The sequence below is a fragment of the Pantoea sp. QMID4 genome, from assembly GCF_030270445.1.
Classification (GTDB): domain Bacteria; phylum Pseudomonadota; class Gammaproteobacteria; order Enterobacterales; family Enterobacteriaceae; genus Pantoea; species Pantoea vagans.
In genome coordinates, this window is sequence record NZ_BSXL01000001.1 from 56,077 (window position 1) to 73,049 (window position 16,973).

The window sequence follows — 16,973 nt, forward strand, 5'->3', positions numbered from 1 at the left end:
GTTGCAGGTGCACTTTTTTAAATTTGGAGAAGTTATGAAAACCATTAAAGGGCCTGCGGTATTTCTGGCGCAATTCGCTGGCAACGATGTACCGTTTAACTCTTTATCTGGCATGGCTGGCTGGGCAGCGGAAAAAGGATTTAAAGGGGTTGAAATTCCCAGCTGGGATCATCGCCTTATTGATTTATCGAAAGCCGCCGAGAGCCAAACCTATGCGGATGAAATCCTTGGCGTGCTGGCTGAACATGACCTTCAGCTGACCGATTTGGCCAGCCATTTGCAGGGACAGCTGGTGGCGCTGCACCCTGCGTTTGATTTACCCGCTGATAGCTTTGCCCCAGCCAGTCTGCGCAATGACCCACAAGCACGCCAGCAGTGGGCAACTGAACAGCTTTATCTGGCGGCACGCGCATCACGCCGCTTAGGTCTGGAGAAACACGTCACTTTTTCGGGCACGTTGCTGTGGCCATTTCTCTATCCCTATCCGCAGTGGCCAGAAGGCTTAATTGATGAGGGCTTCAGCGAGCTGGCACGACGCTGGACACCGATTCTTAACGCATTCGACGAACAGGGAATCGATCTCTGTTATGAAGTTCACCCTACGGAAGATTTACATGATGGTTTAACCTTTGAGCGTTTTCTGGAAAAAACTCACAACCATCCACGCTGCAACATCATGTATGACCCTAGTCATCTGGTATTACAGGGCATTGATTACCTGACGTATATCGATCACTACCACCCGCGCATTAAGGCTTTCCACGTTAAAGACGCTGAATTCAGGCCGAATGGTAAAACCGGCGCCTATGGCGGCTATCAACCCTGGACCAGCCGCGCTGGCCGCTTCCGCTCACCTGGCGATGGCCAGACTGATTTCAGCGGCATTTTCTCTAAATTGACCGGCTACGGCTTTGATGGCTGGGCAGTGCTGGAGTGGGAATGCTGCTTCAAAAACCCGGAGGATGGCGCACGTGAAGGCGCGCAGTTCATCAGCGACCACATTATTCGTGTTACCGATAAACCGTTTGATAATTTCTGTAAGTCCTGGGCAGACCAATCACTTAATCGTAAAATTTTGGGTATTGAAGGAGCAGAACATGCATAGGTCAACGTTGAGTGGACGTCGTATCAGATTAGGCATGGTTGGCGGTGGCGATGGTGCCTATATCGGCGGAATCCATCGTTTTGCCGCGCGTCTTGACGATCAGTATGAACTGGTCGCGGGTGCGTTTGACATTGATGCTGAGCGGGGGCACCGCTTTGCAGCACAAAACTATATCGCGCTTGAGCGATCTTATCGGGATTATGCCAGTATGGCGCAGGCTGAGGCGGCACGTGCTGACGGCATTGATGTGGTCGCCATCTGCACCCCAAACTTTACCCACTTTCCCATAGTGAAAGCCTTCCTCGAAGCCGGTATTGATGTGATTTGTGAAAAACCGCTCACCACCACGTTGCAGGATGCTGAAGCGTTGGCCGAAGTTGTAAGTCAGACCGGACGCTTTCTGGGTGTGACTTATACCTATTCTGGCTATCCACTGATTGTGGAAGCCCGGATGCGTGTCCAGGCCGGGTTGATTGGTAAGGTGCGAACGGTGCAGGTGGAGTATCCGCTGGAGTGGATGGCAACCGGCGTAGAGCTGAAAAACAATCAGCAGGCGGCCTGGCGAGTCGATCCGCAAAAGAACGGGCGCGGCGGCTCGATTGGCGATATTGGTACCCACGCCTATCATCTCGCGGGATATGTGACCGGCTTAAAAGTGGAGAGCGTGATTGCTGATTTAGCCACGTTTGTAGAAGGACGTGCTTTGGACGATAACGCCCACGTACTGATTCGCTACGAAGGCGGTGCGCGCGGTATGCTGTGGTCTTCACAGGTGGCGATTGGTTGTTCAAATGCGCTGCGGCTGCGAGTTTATGGTGAAACCGGCAGTCTGACATGGGCACAAGAGCAGCCAAACGAACTGATTTACACCTCATTAGAAGGATATACCCAGATTATTAAACGCGGTCGTGACGATCTGGATGCGATAACCCAGGCGCGCACTCGCACGCCGCCCGGCCATCCTGAGGGTTATATCGAAGCCTTTACCAATCTGTATAGCGGCTTTGCTGCGGCACTGCGTGCGCGTGATGAAAAGCGAGCTGTTTCTGGCATTGCTGCAGTTATCCCACAAATCCATGATGGCCTGAAGGGTGTAGCCTTTGTCGATGCGGTTGTCGATAGCCATCAACAGGGAACGGTATGGAAACAGCCGAAATATCGCTGATGCCGTAAGAAGCCTGACGCCGTCAGGCTTCTTAGATGTACATGTTGTAGCGCATGATGATATTGATGCGCGAATAAGGCGCATAGTTGCGCTCTTCCGGCAAAAATCCGTGAAACTCCAGCAGTGTTTTGAAGGAGTGTTGCGCATCCAGTTGCAGATTATGCTCAATCAACGCATCGATTTTTCCCGCCTGCATCAGGGCGCGATTCTCCCGGTCCAGATCGTGCCCGACAAAAACTTTTGGCTGAATATTACGTTCATCCAACGCCCGCAAAATCCCGGCATTTCCTCCACCTACGGTATAAACCGCATCGATGTGAGGATGATTCTGCAGAAATAGTTGCAAGGTTTCATACATTAAATGATCGATGCCCGATCCACCCGCGATAACTTTAATATGATGCTGTGGGGAAAAGGATTTCATGCCCTGCTGAAAGCCACGAATGCGATCCTGCTCACCGACAAAAGCTTTATTGCCGGTGATTGCTGCAATGGTGCCTCCTTCGCTTCCTAACCACTTTGACATCAAGAAGGCCGCAGATTGACCCGCGCTAACGTTGTCCATGCCGATGTAACCCAGGCGATGACTGCCGGGGATATCTGTTACTACCGTGACCACCGGAATACGCTGCTTAATCAAATTATTAATAACTGGCACCAGCTGACTCGAATTCATCGCTTTGAGGATGATGCCGTGCGTGCTGAGCGAGCACTTTTTCAATAGCCCTTCAACGTCTTCCACCGTCATTTCTTCACTGCAGTGGAAGCGCAGCTGGATTTTGAATGAGGCAAAACTGGATATCTGGCTGCTGAAGGCCTCTTTCACCAGCTCACTGAAACGCTCCGGCGTATGCATGATGACATCGAAATAAAGAGTTCGCCCTTGTGCCAGGCTGCTTTTCTGCTGCAATTCCAGGTCGGCTAAGGCTTGCTTGATGCGGTGCTGCGTTTGAGGATGCACGCGACCACGATTGTGCATGGCGCGATCAATGGTTGCGAGGCTTAAACCTGACTGAGCTGAGATCTGTTTCTGGGTAAATTTAGGCATAGGTCACATGATGTGAGAGTGAGGTTTTTTTGACGTGCTGTTAATGAAATGTAGCTGCTATTTTAACACTCATCAACCCTGTCATGCCGCTTGCTGATAATGTGTAGGCGGTTAACAACGCTATGTTAATCCACCAATGAAATGAGGTCGTTATGACGTCACCCTATTTTGCCCGTGAAGATCAGGTCTCTGTTGAAGACTTCAAAACCTTCTGTACCCAGCAGCTTGATGCCAGTGAATATCCGCTGGCGAGCGAAGCAGTAGCAAACGTGCTGATTTACGATCGTGTCACGCTGGATATTGCGGCAGAAAAAGATAAAAAAGCGCTGCTGAACGAACTGCACAAAGTCCTCTCATACGGTCCTGGTGTGTTCGTGGTGCGGGGGTTATACAGCGATCTTGACCTTATTGATCGCACCTCGCAGGTTTTCGAAACCATTATGAGCAATGAGGCCAAATCCAAAATTCAGGCCGATCATTTCTCGCGTGCGGGCAACAATGGTCGTATCTGGAATGCGCTGCAAAAACTGGGTGAAACCAGCCCGCAAACCTTCGTGGATTACTACGCCAATCCGACGCTGGAGTTAATTTGTCAGGCCTGGCTGGGCCCGGCGTGGTGCATGACCTCGCAAGTAAATCAGGTGCGCCCCGGCGGTGAAGCTCAGCAGCCGCACAGGGATTACCACCTTGGCTTCCAGCAAAGCGTCTTCGCCGCAGAATTTCCCGTTCCGGTACAGATTCTTTCGCAATATCTAACGTTGCAAGGTGCCGTGGCGCACACTGACATGCCACTGGCGTCGGGCCCGACCCGTTTATTGCCGTGGTCGCATCAGTATGAGCTGGGATATATCGCCTATCGTGCTCCTGAGTTTGTTGAGTTCTTTAACCAAAATTACGTCCAGCTTCCGCTGGAAAAAGGTGATGGTCTGTTCTTTAACCCAGCCCTGTTCCATGCCGCAGGTAACAACACCACCACTGATCACGTCAGGACCGCAAATCTGCTGCAGATTTCCTCCGCATTTGGCGTGCCGATGGAGAAAGTTAACCATGAGCAGTTACTCAAGCTGATTTACCCCCTACTGAAAAATAGCCAGCTCACCCAGCACGAGCTGAACACCGTGATCAACGTGGCAGCGCGGGGTTATTCCTTCCCCACCAATCTCGACACCGATCCTCCGTTAGATGGGATGGTGCCGCAGACTCAGCAAGCACTGGTACACGAAGCGGTGCAGCAAGAGTGGAGCGCCAGCCAGTTCGATCAAAGACTGGATGAGCAACGTACCAGAAGGGAAGCGTAAAGCGCCAGCCGGGCAATTGTCCGGCCTGATCACTTTATTAACATCTGAAACTGCGGATTAAATTTGTCGAAAATAGGCGGCTCCCAGAACGGCGGTATCGCTACCAGTTATGCCGGTTTTGCAACGGGTGCCGTTAAGATAGCGGCCACGCACCACGTAATACAGCGGCTGCAGGCGACGAGTGATTTTTTCCAGCAGCGCGGCAGGCATCATGCCGACGATGATCACGCTTTCGGCATCACGATCATCGCGATCTTGAATAAAACCGGCTTAAGCCGGTTTTATTTGTTAAGCAACAAATTAGACGGCGTCAGACTCTGGTAACCAGTCGCTGCTGCTTTCCTCAGTCAGATCTCGATTGGTCTGCATCTCAAGTTTCGTGCGCCGTTTCAGATAATGATTCCCGTACTCACGCAAAATGCTTTCCAGCGACAAACTGAACATCTTCATGCTGGATAGACTTCTGTAACCGTTCGCCTCCATGTAAGCCTGATAGGCATGGTAAAGATAGCGTCTCTGCTGTAAGGGTCGAATGCTGGCGTTCCCCATAAAAAGCGAATCAGGCTCCGACGTGGTGAACTGATAGCCGCAGAAGTTCACCATCGGATCCGCGTCGCGTTTTATGCGACTGGCCTCATCTGAGTTCTGCTGCGACTCAAGCAGCACCCTTGCGTCCTGCGGCTGGCTGAACTGCTGCTTCAGCTGGCGCACGATAACGGCCAGCTCGCCGCTGATTTTTTCCTTTAACTGCGAAACGCGCTCACTTGCCGCGATGATTTCCGGGAATTGCAGGATAACCCGGCGACACGATACGCCGCCGCTGCGGTCGGTAAAGCGCATCGGATTGTTTACCGCCTGAAATCACCGCCGGTAATCGCCTTGATGCCAGTACCGTCGCCGCTCCACTTTTCCTGACCGGGCAGAATTATCAGCGAGTAGCTAATCACTGCCACGCGCTTGCGCTATGACTCCAGCGTCTCTATGGTCGCGGATGTGGTGTTGTCCGCTCCGGCCGGCATGGTGGCGATTTCGTCCATGATGCTTTTGCCGCTGCCGCCGGTGATCTCCAGAAACAACTGCCAGTCAAAGCGATTCGCCAGCACCATAAACAGCGCGGCCAGAATGATGTCACGTCTGGCCGGGTCGTGTTTGGCGGCACAGTCGAGCCACTGCCAGAAGTGCGGCGCGTAGTCCTTGCCATAGGAGACATTTCTGAATGAATTGGTATACGTGTTTGGGATACATCTTACCGTGTACCAATTATCTCTGGATTCAGGCGGATCGTCTCGGAAGATTACAGACACAAAAAAGCCCGCAGGGCTTGTGCCGTGCGGGCTCTTAGGACTTCTGCGGAGCTGGCGGAGTCTGAACAAAACTCGCAAATTCATGTATTAATGTGTTTTTATCTAATTCAACTTTGTTCCGTGTACCTAAACGTGTACCAATTATTGGATCTCATATCCCGGAGCGCCAAGTAAAGGGTAACGAATGCCCGGCGCTAGATCCAAAATAAAAAGATTTTAGAGAAAAGTGTTCACACTGTTCACCTTTGGATTTTATATATTAATTTCAATCGCTTGGAGGGTGAATGGTTTGATGCGGGATGTATACTAATGTGCACTTTTGGTGAACACTTTAGACAAGATGACAAAAAGCGACCTGAGCCACTATGCATAATATGAAGTTATTAGGCGCTGCTGTTGTCAATGGCCCACTTTGTGCCAAAAGCGGACGTTCGTATGCTTGGCAGCTTTGGCTTTCCTTAGTTCAACTTAACCACCTATGTATCATCGTGGCCTCTAAAGAATAATCATTTTAAAATCTGTTAACATTTGGTAATGTGTATTCTATAGCGATCATTATTTCGTATCTCCACTATAGTTCTGAGATAGGAAAATTAATATAGATGTCGTAATGATGACGATAAAAGTTGAGATATCATGACCAATATATTTATATCTTATGCGAGAGAAGACTTTTTAATTGCAAAAAAGCTAACCGAAGAACTAAATCGACATGAATATAAGGTTTTTTTGGACCAGCAATCGATTCAGCTTGGGGCTCATTGGCAAGAAGATATACTAAAGCATTTAAAAAATGCGGATGTATTTATCGCACTTGTTACTGAACATAGTGATAAGTCTTACTATTTTAATATAGAGGTTACTGGCGCTATATCCTATGTAGCTCATAGCAATCGGGATAAGCTTATTTTGCCAGTGGTACTGGATAAAGACGCACTTAGTGATAGCGATCTTGGGGCGTTCCAAGCATTGTTCGCACGCTCTGATGATATGACATACCTCGTCCATGAAATTGTGAATGCTATCAGCCGCTTCGAAGGAGCCCGACTAGCTCAAGAAGAGATAAAAGAAATTCGAGCAAAAGTTCTTAAAGATGAATCAGCCGATTACATAAGCGAAACAATTGAGGATCTTAAGGTGCGCGAAAAAGCTGGTCGCCAATTATCGTCAAGATGGCATTTCGCTGGATATGCGGCATTAGTACTTTCTGTCATTTTCGTATTTATTCTTTGGTATTTAGCTGAACGTTCATTTGTACAATCACCTCTTGATAGCACTAGATTGGTTTTCGATGCCATTAAGGGCGTAACGGTTGTTGCGTTACTTTTGGGCTTGGCAAGATATTCATTTTTAATGGCAAAAACTCATCAATTAGAAGCTTTGAAGAACGCCGATCGCCTGCACGCAATTTCTTTCGGGAAGTTCTATATGCGCGTTTTCTCTACGCAAATATCTCAATCTGAATTAAAAGAAGTATTCCAACATTGGAATACTTCAGGGTCGTCAGATTTGTCGCATCTTGATGTAGATAAAATCGACTCACGTTTTATTGAACTCTTTGGAAAAATCGCTGAAAGATTTGATAGTAAAAATAAATCTTAACTAAGGATTCTTCTTATCAGGACTGGTAATCAAGTTAAGCCCGCTATTCGCTCTTAGCGGACCTTGGCTGACATTAATAATTGCATCAAATATAAAAAACCGGCCTAAGCCGGTTTACATGTAATGATGTTATCAGACGCTACATGCGGGCAACCAATCTGCTTCGCTGTCTTCATGTAGCGTGAGATTAGTTTGTATGCCGTTATTCGTTCTGCGCTTGAGCAGTACCCGCTCATACTCTTTCAGCGTCTGCGGCACAGCCTGGCCAAAAGCCGTCAGGCTGAGCGGGTGCTGATGGCCGCGTGACTCCATGAATGACAGGTAGGCATGATAGAGATAGCGCTTCGGATTCAGCGGGCGAATATTGGCGTTACCAATAAACAGCCCGTTTGGCGTGCTCAGCGGCATCAGGTATCCACAGAAATCAACCAGAGGATCGGCCTGTCGTTTGATATCCAGCGCCTCACCGGAAGTCTGCTGCGCCTGCAACAGCTCGCGCGCTTCGTTTGGTGATGAGAAGCGCTGCATCAGGTGACGAACAATCACGGCCAGCTCGGTGCTGATTTTGTCCAGCAACTGCGGATCACGCTCTTTTGCCGGTATCACTTCCGGGAACGTCAGGATAACCCGGCGGCGCGAAACGCCGCCGCTGCGGTCGCTGAAGCGCATCGGATTGTTATTTACCGCCAGAATCACCGCCGGGATATGCGTTGAATAAGCGTCACGGTATTTCGGATCGATTGCTACCGCATCGCCGCCGGTTATCGCCTTGATGCCCGCACCGTCGCCGCTCCATTTCTCCTGGTCAGGGAGGATAATTAGTGAAAATCCCACTACGCTGGCGCGTTCGCGTGAGGATTCCAGCGTGTCGATGGTGGCTGACGTGGTGTTGTCTTTTCCGGCCAGCAGAGTGGCTATGGAGGCCATCACGCTTTTACCGCTGCCGCCGGGGCCGGTGACTTCGAGAAACATCTGCCAGTCATAGCGGTTTGCCAGCACCATAAATAACGCCGCGAGGATGCGCTCCTGCTTATCGTGATTGTGTCCGGCAGCCCGCGTTAACCAGCGGTAAAAGTGCGGTGCGTGGTCTGCGAGATTTTCGCCGGGACGCGGCGCGGAGTAGTCCACGCTGTTGACCGTGCGCAGCCAGTTTTCGCGGCGATGCGGGCTGAAGGTGCCTGTTGTGGTGTCATACACGCCGTTACGGAAACCAATCAGGCGGCGGGACGGTTCACCCATCTGCGGCACCATCAGCTTGAGCGTGTCCAGCACGCTGCCGATCCCGGCGGCCGAGAACGGTGCGCGCACCTTCTGAAACAGCGCGGCGATTTCCCGGCGTAGCGTCTTCGCCTCCATCACCTGCCATGCGCCGTTTTCATAGCGGCAGATTTCCTCTCCGACCGGCGGCACGGCCAGCGCCTCTCCGTAATGGGCGACCAGCAGCTCGGCTTTCTGGCTGGCGCTCATGGCCTTCAGGTCAGCCTCGCTGACGGATTCAAACGGGCTAAGTGGTTGCGGCTGCGTGAAGTCGGTGAGCTGCGCCAGCGTGGCGATGTCGCCCTGCGCCTGCCACACGTCGTTCCAGTCACCCGTAACCGGCGGCAGTGCGGTTTTCCCGCCACAGGCTTTTGCCGCTTCCTCTGCTTTTAACTGGCCGGTGCCGTTGTCATCGCGATCGGCGGCAATCAGCATCATCGCGCCTGGGTATGACTCACGCAGCCGCTTTGCCAGCGCGGGCAGGTTGTTGGCGCTCAGCGCCACGTATACCGACTGGCCGGTCAGCCGGTGCACGGTCAGGCCGGTTGCGTATCCTTCAGTGAGCCACAGCGCTTTGCCATCCGGCTCGCCTGTCAGCCAGTATGTGCCTTTCACCTGTCCGCCGGGCAGTGTGCGCTTGTCGCCTTCCGTGCTGATGAGCTGCACGTTAACGGCCGTGCCGTCTTCGCCGGTCAGCGGGATGAGCACATCCCCGGCGGCAAAGCTGATGCCACCACAGCGCAGCGCATCAGAAAGCGTCAGCGCCTGCGTACCGTGCAGCCCTTTCGCTGAAAGGTAGGCGTTGTCCGTGCGACTGACTGCGGCGGCGATAAGTGCCTGCGCCCGTGCGGCGGCGTCTGCCTGCGCGCGGCTTTTATCTGCGGCTTCATCATGCATAACCGGGGCTGACTCCAGCAGCGTGCCGAGCATTCCGGCCACCTTCATGGCGGCCTCTTTAGCGCTGATACTGAGCGCCTTTTCCACCAGGTTAAGGCCGTCACCGGCCCCGCACTGGTTACAGAGCCACGTTCCGCGCCCGTCCTGATTGTCGAAGCGGAAGCGGTCTTTACCGCCGCACGCCGGGCAGGCACCGTGTCGCCCCCCGGCGAGCACGCTGATACCGAGGGCAGGCAGAAGCTGCGGCCAGAATCCGGTGGCCGCCTTAACGGTGTCAGAGACGATATGTTTCATCTGCATTTTCTCCCTCAGTGCAGCGTGATGCGGCTGGCGGCCGCAAGCTGGCTACGGAAAAGTTCATCCATCATGGTGACGCCGAGTTGCGTCAGGCGCGGCGGTGCGGTCAGCAGGTCCGGCTCAACCATATCGCCCAGCATGGTGCAGGCCATCTCCATGCCTGCATCAGGGCCGTGACGGCGCACATAGAAGCCTTCCAGCTCAAGGGCGATGGTCATCTGAAGCTCATCGAGCGTCGCTGACACGGTGATGCCGAGGTTTTTGCAGGCATTCAGGTAGCCCTGCGCCAGCGCGCGGCGGTAAACGGCGGTGCGTACCTCAACGGGCAGGCATGAGTGATTAACGGTCATCATGGCGGGCCTCCGTGGCTAACATGCGGGATTCACAGGTTTCAACGACTTTACCGAGCTGATCGGTGAGCAGGGCGACGACCGAGGCCAGCGCCGCGCCGTCCGGCACGCAGCCTCGTGCGCTCATACCGTTCACCGAGTCGAACATATCAAGCACGGTCACGCCGACCGCATGCGCGTGGAGCAGGCGCAGATAGTCAGCGTGGGGAATGGGATAGGTCTCACTGTTATTCAGGCGCTTTGTGAGCGTGTTCATGCGGCCACCGCCTTAACCGGCAGGCGACCGGCAAAGGACAGCACGTAATCGCGGGCGAGGCTGGCACGGGCGCTGCGCTCATCGTATGCCACGGTCCGCAGCATGCAGGGTCGGGCGGCGGCATCAGTGCGTCGCACGGCGGCAAAAATAAAGGTGAATTGAGAGTGAGCGGCAGTAAGGACCGTTGTCATGAGGACAATCTCCATCGAGTAGCGGTTACTGCTACCACCGGAGTTCCTACGCTCATGGGTGGTAGCCCGGACGGGGGTAGGAATACCGGCCTCAATGGATACCGGCCAGCCCGAAGGCTGCCCCGCCCGGGCCACCATTACGCAGACGGCGCAACGGCGAAAGAACCGTTGCCCGGATAATGGGTGCGCTGAGGCATAGACACAAAAAAAGACGCATGGCGCGTCTGGTGTCGCCATTGAGTAACACGGGTTCCTACGCCCGGCTGCCGATTTTGCGGCAGCACAAAAACTGTATAACGGCCGCTCGCCAGAGAAAAGCCTTTTTTCACACATCGGGGCTATTTCCTCAGCAACCGGTCAGGACGTGATCGGATTGCGGCGGATTTGATCGGAATTCCCGGTTCTCTTTTTTCGCCCGCTGCCTGGCAGGCTTCGCTTTTTGACTCAGCATGGAGATATGGTCGTGCAACCCGCTGGTAAAAGCTGATGCCGTGGCGGGTTTGCCGCTGACCGACGCCGTCAGACTTTCCGCAACAAAGGCGACTTCTTCGCGGGTGAACGGAAAGGTTTTCGTGCCAAAATTCAGCGAAATCACGCTGCACCTCCGGCACGCTGTGCGATGCGGGCCTGCATCCAGCCGTCAATCTCTGACGCCAGCCAGGCGACGTTTTTACCGCCGAGGGAAATCTGTGAGGGAAACTGCTCCCGGCTGATTAAGTCGTAAATGGTCGAGCGTGACAGGCCGCAGGTGCTGATGACTTCCGGCAGGCGCATAAAGCGGTCGCGCGGGAAAACGGCATCGCGGATTGCGGGAATGGCAGGGGCCGGTAAGGATGAAACTGCGTGCATGGTGTTACCTCATTGTGAGTCCGGCCGGTACTGTCCGGTTCCGGTGGTGTCTTCAGGTAACCCCCTATTTTGAGAATATTTTTCGGTAAGTAAACAAGTGTCCGGCTTGCTGAGATAAGTACGAGTGATTATTTTTTAACCATCGTTTGCCATTAAATTGCAATGAACTGCAAACATTTGCCATTTGCAAGTTTAAGGCAATCAAAAGGATGTTATTGATAGGATTAAACGCTGGAAAAGGCTCGCCAGAAAAAAGCTGTTGTCTAAGACTGTGTGAACACTGGTGAATACTCTGTGAAGACTTAACTTAAAAGTATTCACTGCATTAATTACTGTATTTATTATCTTTTTTATCTCAGTGAATACCAGTGAACAGTTATATAAGAAATATTATCAGTTAAGGGCCATCCCCTAACGGTTATGCCCTTGTTTGTTCATCGACAGGCGGAAAGCAATGAAATGCGCTGTCCTGTGGTACACGACAGAATGGCCTCATCCTTTACAGACGATGAGAGACAATCATGACCACCCCGGAACAGAAACCTGCATCACTGGAACGCTTCGAGAAAGCCCGCGCTGAACATACCGAAAGGATGAAAGCCTATAACGGTATCTGCGCCGATATCGCCCGCTGTGAAAAAGAACAGCAGGCAGCCATCGAGGCAGGGAAAGAAGCCGAGAGCAACTGGCGCACGAGCTTTCGCAACCTGCGAGGCAATCTCACCGACGAGCTGCGCGCCGAACATTCTCAGCGCATCGCCAGCCGGGAACTGGCCGATGAGTTCGGCGGGCTGCTGAAAGAGCTGGCGCTGGATAAGCAGGAGGCGATGCTGAAATGCTGCGGCAGTGGGAAAGAGTATGTTGAATCGCACCGGGAGGCTTTTACCGGGTTCGCGGATGCGCACTGGCAGTCAACCCTGCGTAACGTAAGTCCGTCGCTGCTGTGGGCCATTAAGCTGCGTCTCCGTCGTGAAGAGCTTTCCCCGACGTTTGCCGGAGACGACCGGGATAGTATTAAGGACGTGGCTTATCTGGTCGGTGAAGCGCTGACGCGGGCGGCTGCTGCTCTGCCAGACAGCATGCTAAATGAGGCTCCGCTGCTGGAGAATATTGGTCTGTATCGCCCGCCGCTTACCGGTATTGATATGGAGCTTTACCGCCATCCTATGCGTCGCCAGAAGCTGGCTGAATCAATCCGGGCGCAGCGTGCAAAACTTCAGGAGGGCAGCCAGAAATGATGCACTGTCCCTACTGCAAAAGCGCGGCACATACTAAATCGAGCCGCTATATGTCCGAGCAGGTAAAAGAGCGTTATCACCAGTGCACTAACCTGGACTGCTCCTGTACTTTCAAGACGAATGAGAGCATCACAAAGGTCATCACCGCACCGCCACAGCCGGAAAAAGTACCGGCACCACCGCCGGAACCGGCAAGAGAACGTCAGACGCTGGGCCGTTATGGTTCTGCATTCCGCCAGGTTCATTAATCCTGCACTGCCGCTGCTACACCAGCGGCTTTTTTGTGTCCATCTTTTCTCTTCCAGAAGCCTTTTTTCTGGCCAGCCGCTTTGTAAAGAGCAGTGCATGCATAGCGTGCATGGATCTGCATGCAAAATCATGCACCGCTTTCCCCCGTTCAGGCCACAGCGGGCGCGGTCCAGCCCGTATCATGCATCTGCATGAAAAGCGATGCATAAAGCGGGCAGGCGTGGCGGGGATAGCATTGCGCGCTGGAGATTTTCCTTAAAATCGATTAGAACTATCTTAAAATCTAACGATTAAAGGGACGTTTTATGGATGCGCTACATTCCGCATTGGAAAAATTAGTTAGGAATGATGGGGATACGATAAATAGCTATTTTCACGAAGTTAAGACACATTGCTTGATTGAGGGGACCTCAGCATCATGCCATTTTCATTGCATCAATCTTGATGGAAATGGCAGGCCTAAAGTTGATGCTCTAGTTCAGTATTTAGTTAGTAATATCATCGATTATGCAATCCCTAGGAAGAAAATTAATGAAGCAATAAAATATCAACAAGAAACAAACTCAACATTGAAAATAGCTAAGTTGTTTTCTCAAGCTATGGGGTTATTTACACGTCTTTCGAATAGCGGAGAGGGGGGGGAGTTGATACTTTTCTTATTTGCAGAAAAGTTTTTGAAGTTACCCCAGATTATATGCAAGATGAATCTCAAAACCAGTTCTCAGATGCATTTTCATGGTGCAGATGCAGTACATATTGGGGTGGACAAAGAAACAGAAAAGTTATGTTTGTATTGGGGGGAATCTAAACTTTATTCTGATTTAACACACGCTATCTATCAGTGTATGAAAAGTATCACCCCGATAATTACTGGAAATATGGGGGCTGGCAGTGCCGAAGAAAGAGATATTCAATTACTTAGTGACTTTATGAATGTTGATGATGAAGATTTAGAATGTGCACTGAAAAAATATCTAAACCCGGACGATCCTTGTTTCAATAAGTTAGAGTATAGAGGTGTTTGTTTAGTAGGTTTTGATATAGATGATTATCCATCAGATCCCAACAAAATGTCCCTTAATACACTGGTTGATGGATTCAATAGCAAGCTTGCAGGTTGGCAAAAAAGCATCCACAAGAGATTAATAGAAGAAAAGCTGAATGATTTTTCAATGCATGTGTTTTTACTTCCGTTCCCCTCTGTTGAGGAGTTTAGGAAAACTTTATTAAAGTCATTTAGTGGGGATTGATTCAATGAAAGGATTACCAAAATGGTTAGTTAATAATTCAGGTTTTCTTGCTGAGTTTGAGCAACTTAGCAAGAAGTCTGTTAAAGACCAGTTTCCGGTGATTGTGCCCTGCAGTGAAGGAGTAAATGGCAATATAAATATAAGCTACTTGTTGACTTGTGGCAGTATACTTTCTCACTCTGATGACGATATATGTCAAGATGCAGCGTTAAGAATCGCTCAATATTGTCTTCAGAACGATGTGAGTGACCAAAGAAAAGATTGTGCTGCGTTAATCTTGGATGCATTGTCCAATAATGCCACTTTACAGCTAGCATTGAATAAAGGGCTACTAAGAAGTGATTTCGAAAAAAGACTTCCTTTAGCAGGACAACTTGAGTCAACAAAAAGAAGGATCGAGCATACAATTGAGGTTGGTGCGGATAAGTATATTCGTGCGAATAAGTTTCAAGCTGAGTTTTGGGATGCTGTTACAGATAATGAATGGGTAAGTGTATCGGCTCCAACATCTGTCGGGAAATCTTATATCCTAGAATCTTGGGTTGAGGAATATATTGAAAAAAACCGATTCTGCACTGTAGTATACATCGTTCCTACGAGGGCTCTAATTACTGAGGTTTATAATTCATTAATTAATCGCTTAGATCCGAATCGAAATGGTGCCATTAATATTCAAACACTGCCGTTGAAAAGTTCTTTTAAAAAAGACAGCGTTAATCTTTTTGTGTTCACTCAGGAAAGGTTGAATATATTTAACAATTCCTTAAGTGATGAATTTAAAATAGATTTACTTGTCATAGATGAGGCTCATAAGATTGGTGACTCTCATCGGGGAGTTTTCTTACAATATGTTCTTGAAATGAGTTGTTCTCGAAATCAAAGTATTAAGGTGGTTTTTGCGAGTCCATTTACTTCAAATCCAGAAATTCTATTAATTGATGCACCTTACGGTAGAAAAAAAGATATTGTTAAAAGCAGTTATGTCACTGTAAACCAGAATTTAATATGGATTGAGCAAGGGCCAGGATCAGCTAAAGACTGGTCTATGTATTTATTTATACGAGGCCAAAAACACCACATAGGTGATTTCCATCTTGATAATAAACCATCCCCAGACAGTAAACGTTTACCTTTTATAGCATTGGCGTTAGGTGGACATACATCAGGTAACGTTGTCTATGTGAATGGAGCTGCTGATGCTGAAAAAACAGCAAAGCAGATAGCTGATGGCATAGTGAGTTCTGAAATAAGTAAAGAAGTAGAGGATCTTATTGAACTCAGTAAAAAAGTGATTCATGAGCGCTATGCACTCAATGTTACCTTAACTAAAGGAGTGGCTTTTCATTATGGTAATATGCCATTAATTATTAAAAGTGAAATTGAAAGATTGTTTTCCCTCGGGATGTTGAAATACTTAGTCTGCACCTCAACACTGGTTGAGGGTGTAAATATGGCATGTAAAAACATCTTTATAAGAGGCCCCAAGAAAGGTAGTGGTAAACCGATGAAAGATGACGATTTTTGGAATCTGGCTGGCCGGGCTGGTAGGTGGGGGAAAGAGTTCCAAGGGAATGTTATATGCATTGATACAAATCTTGATAAGCTTTGGAATGGAACTCCGCCTATAAATAAAAAAAACATAAAAATAACGAGAGCTACAGATAGTTTGAAGGCAGAAGTTGACAATATTGTTGATTATATTGATTCACCACATCATTATGGAATGACTAAGCGTAACCCACAGCTTCAAAGTTTATTGAGTTATTTGTGCATATCCTCATACTTGCATGAGGGGTTAGAAAATAACCCATACATAGAGAAATATAATTTAGATAATGTTGAATATTTAAACGAAAAGATTAGCGAAGTATTAGATGGATTGGATTTTCCTCTATCGATAGTTTCGCGTAATCCCGGAATAAGTCCTATATTGATGCAGTCGTTGTGGGAGAAATTTCATTCTTATGATAACGACTCGATGCACAAACTACTACTTGCTGACCCCGCTAGCAAGGATGCTTTATCATCATACGTTTCTGCATTTACTCGAATATCCCTAACAATGAGTCTTGAGCTTGGACATAATTCTAAAGGTGCATTCGTTGTTGCGCTGTTAGTCCTGAATTGGATGCGAGGTTATCCACTTGCAAGGCTAATATCAGAACGAATTGGTTATCTTAGGAAGAGTAAAAAAGAATATAAAGAGCCTACTATAATACGTAATGTGATGGAAGATGTTGAGAAAATAGCGAGATATCACGCACCTAGACTACTAACTTGCTATAACGATCTTCTCAAAAGTTTTTACATTAATAGCAATAGGGCTGATCTTGTAGAAAAGATAGACGACATAGGTGTTTATCTTGAACTAGGCGTAAGCATGAAAACACAAATCTCTTTGATTGGATTGGGTTTTTCACGTACATCCGCTGTTATGATATCAGAATATATAAGTTCAGACAGCTTGGATGAAATAGAATGTGCTAGTTGGATTGAAAATAACAAAAATATACTTGATGATCTCCCTGAATTAGTTAAGTTTGAAATATTCAGTGTTATCAATGGTCTTGTTTTGTAAGGAACGATTGGGCAAATAAGGGGTTTTCTCCTTATTTGC

15 protein-coding genes and 2 pseudogenes are annotated in these 16,973 nt (G+C 49.3%); 8 read left to right on the forward strand and 9 right to left on the reverse strand.

The features are described 5' to 3' along the window. The first annotated feature begins 34 nt into the window (after positions 1–34). Together QSK07_RS00270 and QSK07_RS00275 are read left to right on the forward strand one after the other, a co-directional pair. Positions 35–1,105, forward strand: a complete 1,071-nt coding sequence (locus tag QSK07_RS00270; RefSeq protein ID WP_285720149.1) for a sugar phosphate isomerase/epimerase family protein — start codon at positions 35–37, stop codon at positions 1,103–1,105. After that, on the forward strand, positions 1,098–2,270 hold the full coding sequence (locus QSK07_RS00275; protein WP_285720150.1) for a Gfo/Idh/MocA family protein: 1,173 nt from the start codon (positions 1,098–1,100) through the stop codon (positions 2,268–2,270). The genes QSK07_RS00270 and QSK07_RS00275 overlap by 8 nt, the downstream gene beginning before the upstream one ends. Before the next feature lie 31 nt (positions 2,271–2,301). Here the strand turns inward: QSK07_RS00275 and QSK07_RS00280 are convergent, their stop codons facing one another. Then, positions 2,302–3,318, reverse strand: a complete 1,017-nt coding sequence (locus QSK07_RS00280; protein ID WP_285720151.1) for a substrate-binding domain-containing protein — start codon at positions 3,316–3,318, stop codon at positions 2,302–2,304. 152 nt (positions 3,319–3,470) lie between these two features. Here QSK07_RS00280 and QSK07_RS00285 point away from each other — a divergent pair, with 152 nt between their 5' ends. Next, a complete protein-coding gene (locus tag QSK07_RS00285; RefSeq protein WP_285720152.1) occupies positions 3,471–4,616 on the forward strand; it encodes a phytanoyl-CoA dioxygenase family protein in 1,146 nt (381 codons plus the stop codon). Positions 4,617–4,645: 29 nt separating this feature from the next. Here QSK07_RS00285 and QSK07_RS00290 read toward each other — a convergent pair. Both QSK07_RS00290 and QSK07_RS00295 read right to left on the reverse strand, forming a co-directional pair. Further along, positions 4,646–4,856 (reverse strand): annotated as a pseudogene (locus QSK07_RS00290) (sugar kinase); the annotation flags it as partial. A 60-nt stretch (positions 4,857–4,916) separates the two neighbouring features. Next, positions 4,917–5,893, reverse strand: a pseudogene (locus tag QSK07_RS00295) (primase-like DNA-binding domain-containing protein); the annotation flags it as partial. Positions 5,894–6,556: 663 nt separating this feature from the next. Between QSK07_RS00295 and QSK07_RS00300 the strand changes: the two are divergent. Next, positions 6,557–7,522: a toll/interleukin-1 receptor domain-containing protein gene (locus QSK07_RS00300; RefSeq protein WP_285720153.1), complete on the forward strand. Its 966-nt coding sequence runs from the start codon at positions 6,557–6,559 to the stop codon at positions 7,520–7,522. A 132-nt stretch (positions 7,523–7,654) separates the two neighbouring features. On the opposite strand, the gene QSK07_RS00305 is transcribed toward QSK07_RS00300, so the two are convergent. Genes QSK07_RS00305 through QSK07_RS00330 form a run of 6 tightly spaced genes read right to left on the reverse strand, consistent with a single transcriptional unit; the run spans position 7,655 to position 11,619 of the window. After that, positions 7,655–9,970, reverse strand: a complete 2,316-nt coding sequence (locus tag QSK07_RS00305) for a primase-helicase zinc-binding domain-containing protein (RefSeq protein WP_285720154.1) — start codon at positions 9,968–9,970, stop codon at positions 7,655–7,657. Between the two features lie 14 nt (positions 9,971–9,984). Continuing rightward, the gene (locus QSK07_RS00310) at positions 9,985–10,326 is read right to left on the reverse strand and encodes a DUF5375 family protein (RefSeq protein ID WP_285720155.1); all 342 of its coding nucleotides are present in this window, start codon (positions 10,324–10,326) and stop codon (positions 9,985–9,987) included. Then, positions 10,313–10,579: a hypothetical protein gene (locus tag QSK07_RS00315; RefSeq protein ID WP_058781704.1), complete on the reverse strand. Its 267-nt coding sequence runs from the start codon at positions 10,577–10,579 to the stop codon at positions 10,313–10,315. Before QSK07_RS00315 ends, QSK07_RS00310 begins: the two co-directional genes overlap by 14 nt. Next, a complete protein-coding gene (locus QSK07_RS00320; protein ID WP_285720156.1) occupies positions 10,576–11,103 on the reverse strand; it encodes a host cell division inhibitor Icd-like protein in 528 nt (175 codons plus the stop codon). The genes QSK07_RS00315 and QSK07_RS00320 overlap by 4 nt, the downstream gene beginning before the upstream one ends. 13 nt (positions 11,104–11,116) lie before the next feature. Next, the gene (locus tag QSK07_RS00325) at positions 11,117–11,365 is read right to left on the reverse strand and encodes a hypothetical protein (protein WP_285720157.1); all 249 of its coding nucleotides are present in this window, start codon (positions 11,363–11,365) and stop codon (positions 11,117–11,119) included. Further along, the gene (locus tag QSK07_RS00330; RefSeq protein WP_285720158.1) at positions 11,362–11,619 is read right to left on the reverse strand and encodes a helix-turn-helix transcriptional regulator; all 258 of its coding nucleotides are present in this window, start codon (positions 11,617–11,619) and stop codon (positions 11,362–11,364) included. The genes QSK07_RS00325 and QSK07_RS00330 overlap by 4 nt, the downstream gene beginning before the upstream one ends. A 521-nt stretch (positions 11,620–12,140) precedes the next feature. Between QSK07_RS00330 and sid the strand changes: the two genes are divergently transcribed. The 4 genes from sid (at position 12,141) to QSK07_RS00350 (ending at position 16,934) form a co-directional block, all read left to right on the forward strand. Continuing rightward, entirely contained in the window at positions 12,141–12,857 is a 717-nt protein-coding gene (gene sid, locus QSK07_RS00335) for a capsid size-determining scaffold Sid (RefSeq protein ID WP_285720159.1), read from the forward strand. After that, entirely contained in the window at positions 12,854–13,105 is a 252-nt protein-coding gene (locus QSK07_RS00340) for an ogr/Delta-like zinc finger family protein (RefSeq protein WP_140029724.1), read from the forward strand. The genes sid and QSK07_RS00340 overlap by 4 nt, the downstream gene beginning before the upstream one ends. Positions 13,106–13,411: 306 nt before the next feature. Continuing rightward, positions 13,412–14,356: a HamA C-terminal domain-containing protein gene (locus tag QSK07_RS00345; RefSeq protein ID WP_285720160.1), complete on the forward strand. Its 945-nt coding sequence runs from the start codon at positions 13,412–13,414 to the stop codon at positions 14,354–14,356. Between the two features lie 4 nt (positions 14,357–14,360). Continuing rightward, positions 14,361–16,934 carry a DEAD/DEAH box helicase gene (locus tag QSK07_RS00350; protein WP_285720161.1) on the forward strand — a complete coding sequence of 858 codons (2,574 nt, stop codon included), beginning with the start codon at positions 14,361–14,363 and terminating at the stop codon, positions 16,932–16,934. Positions 16,935–16,973: the final 39 nt, after the last annotated feature.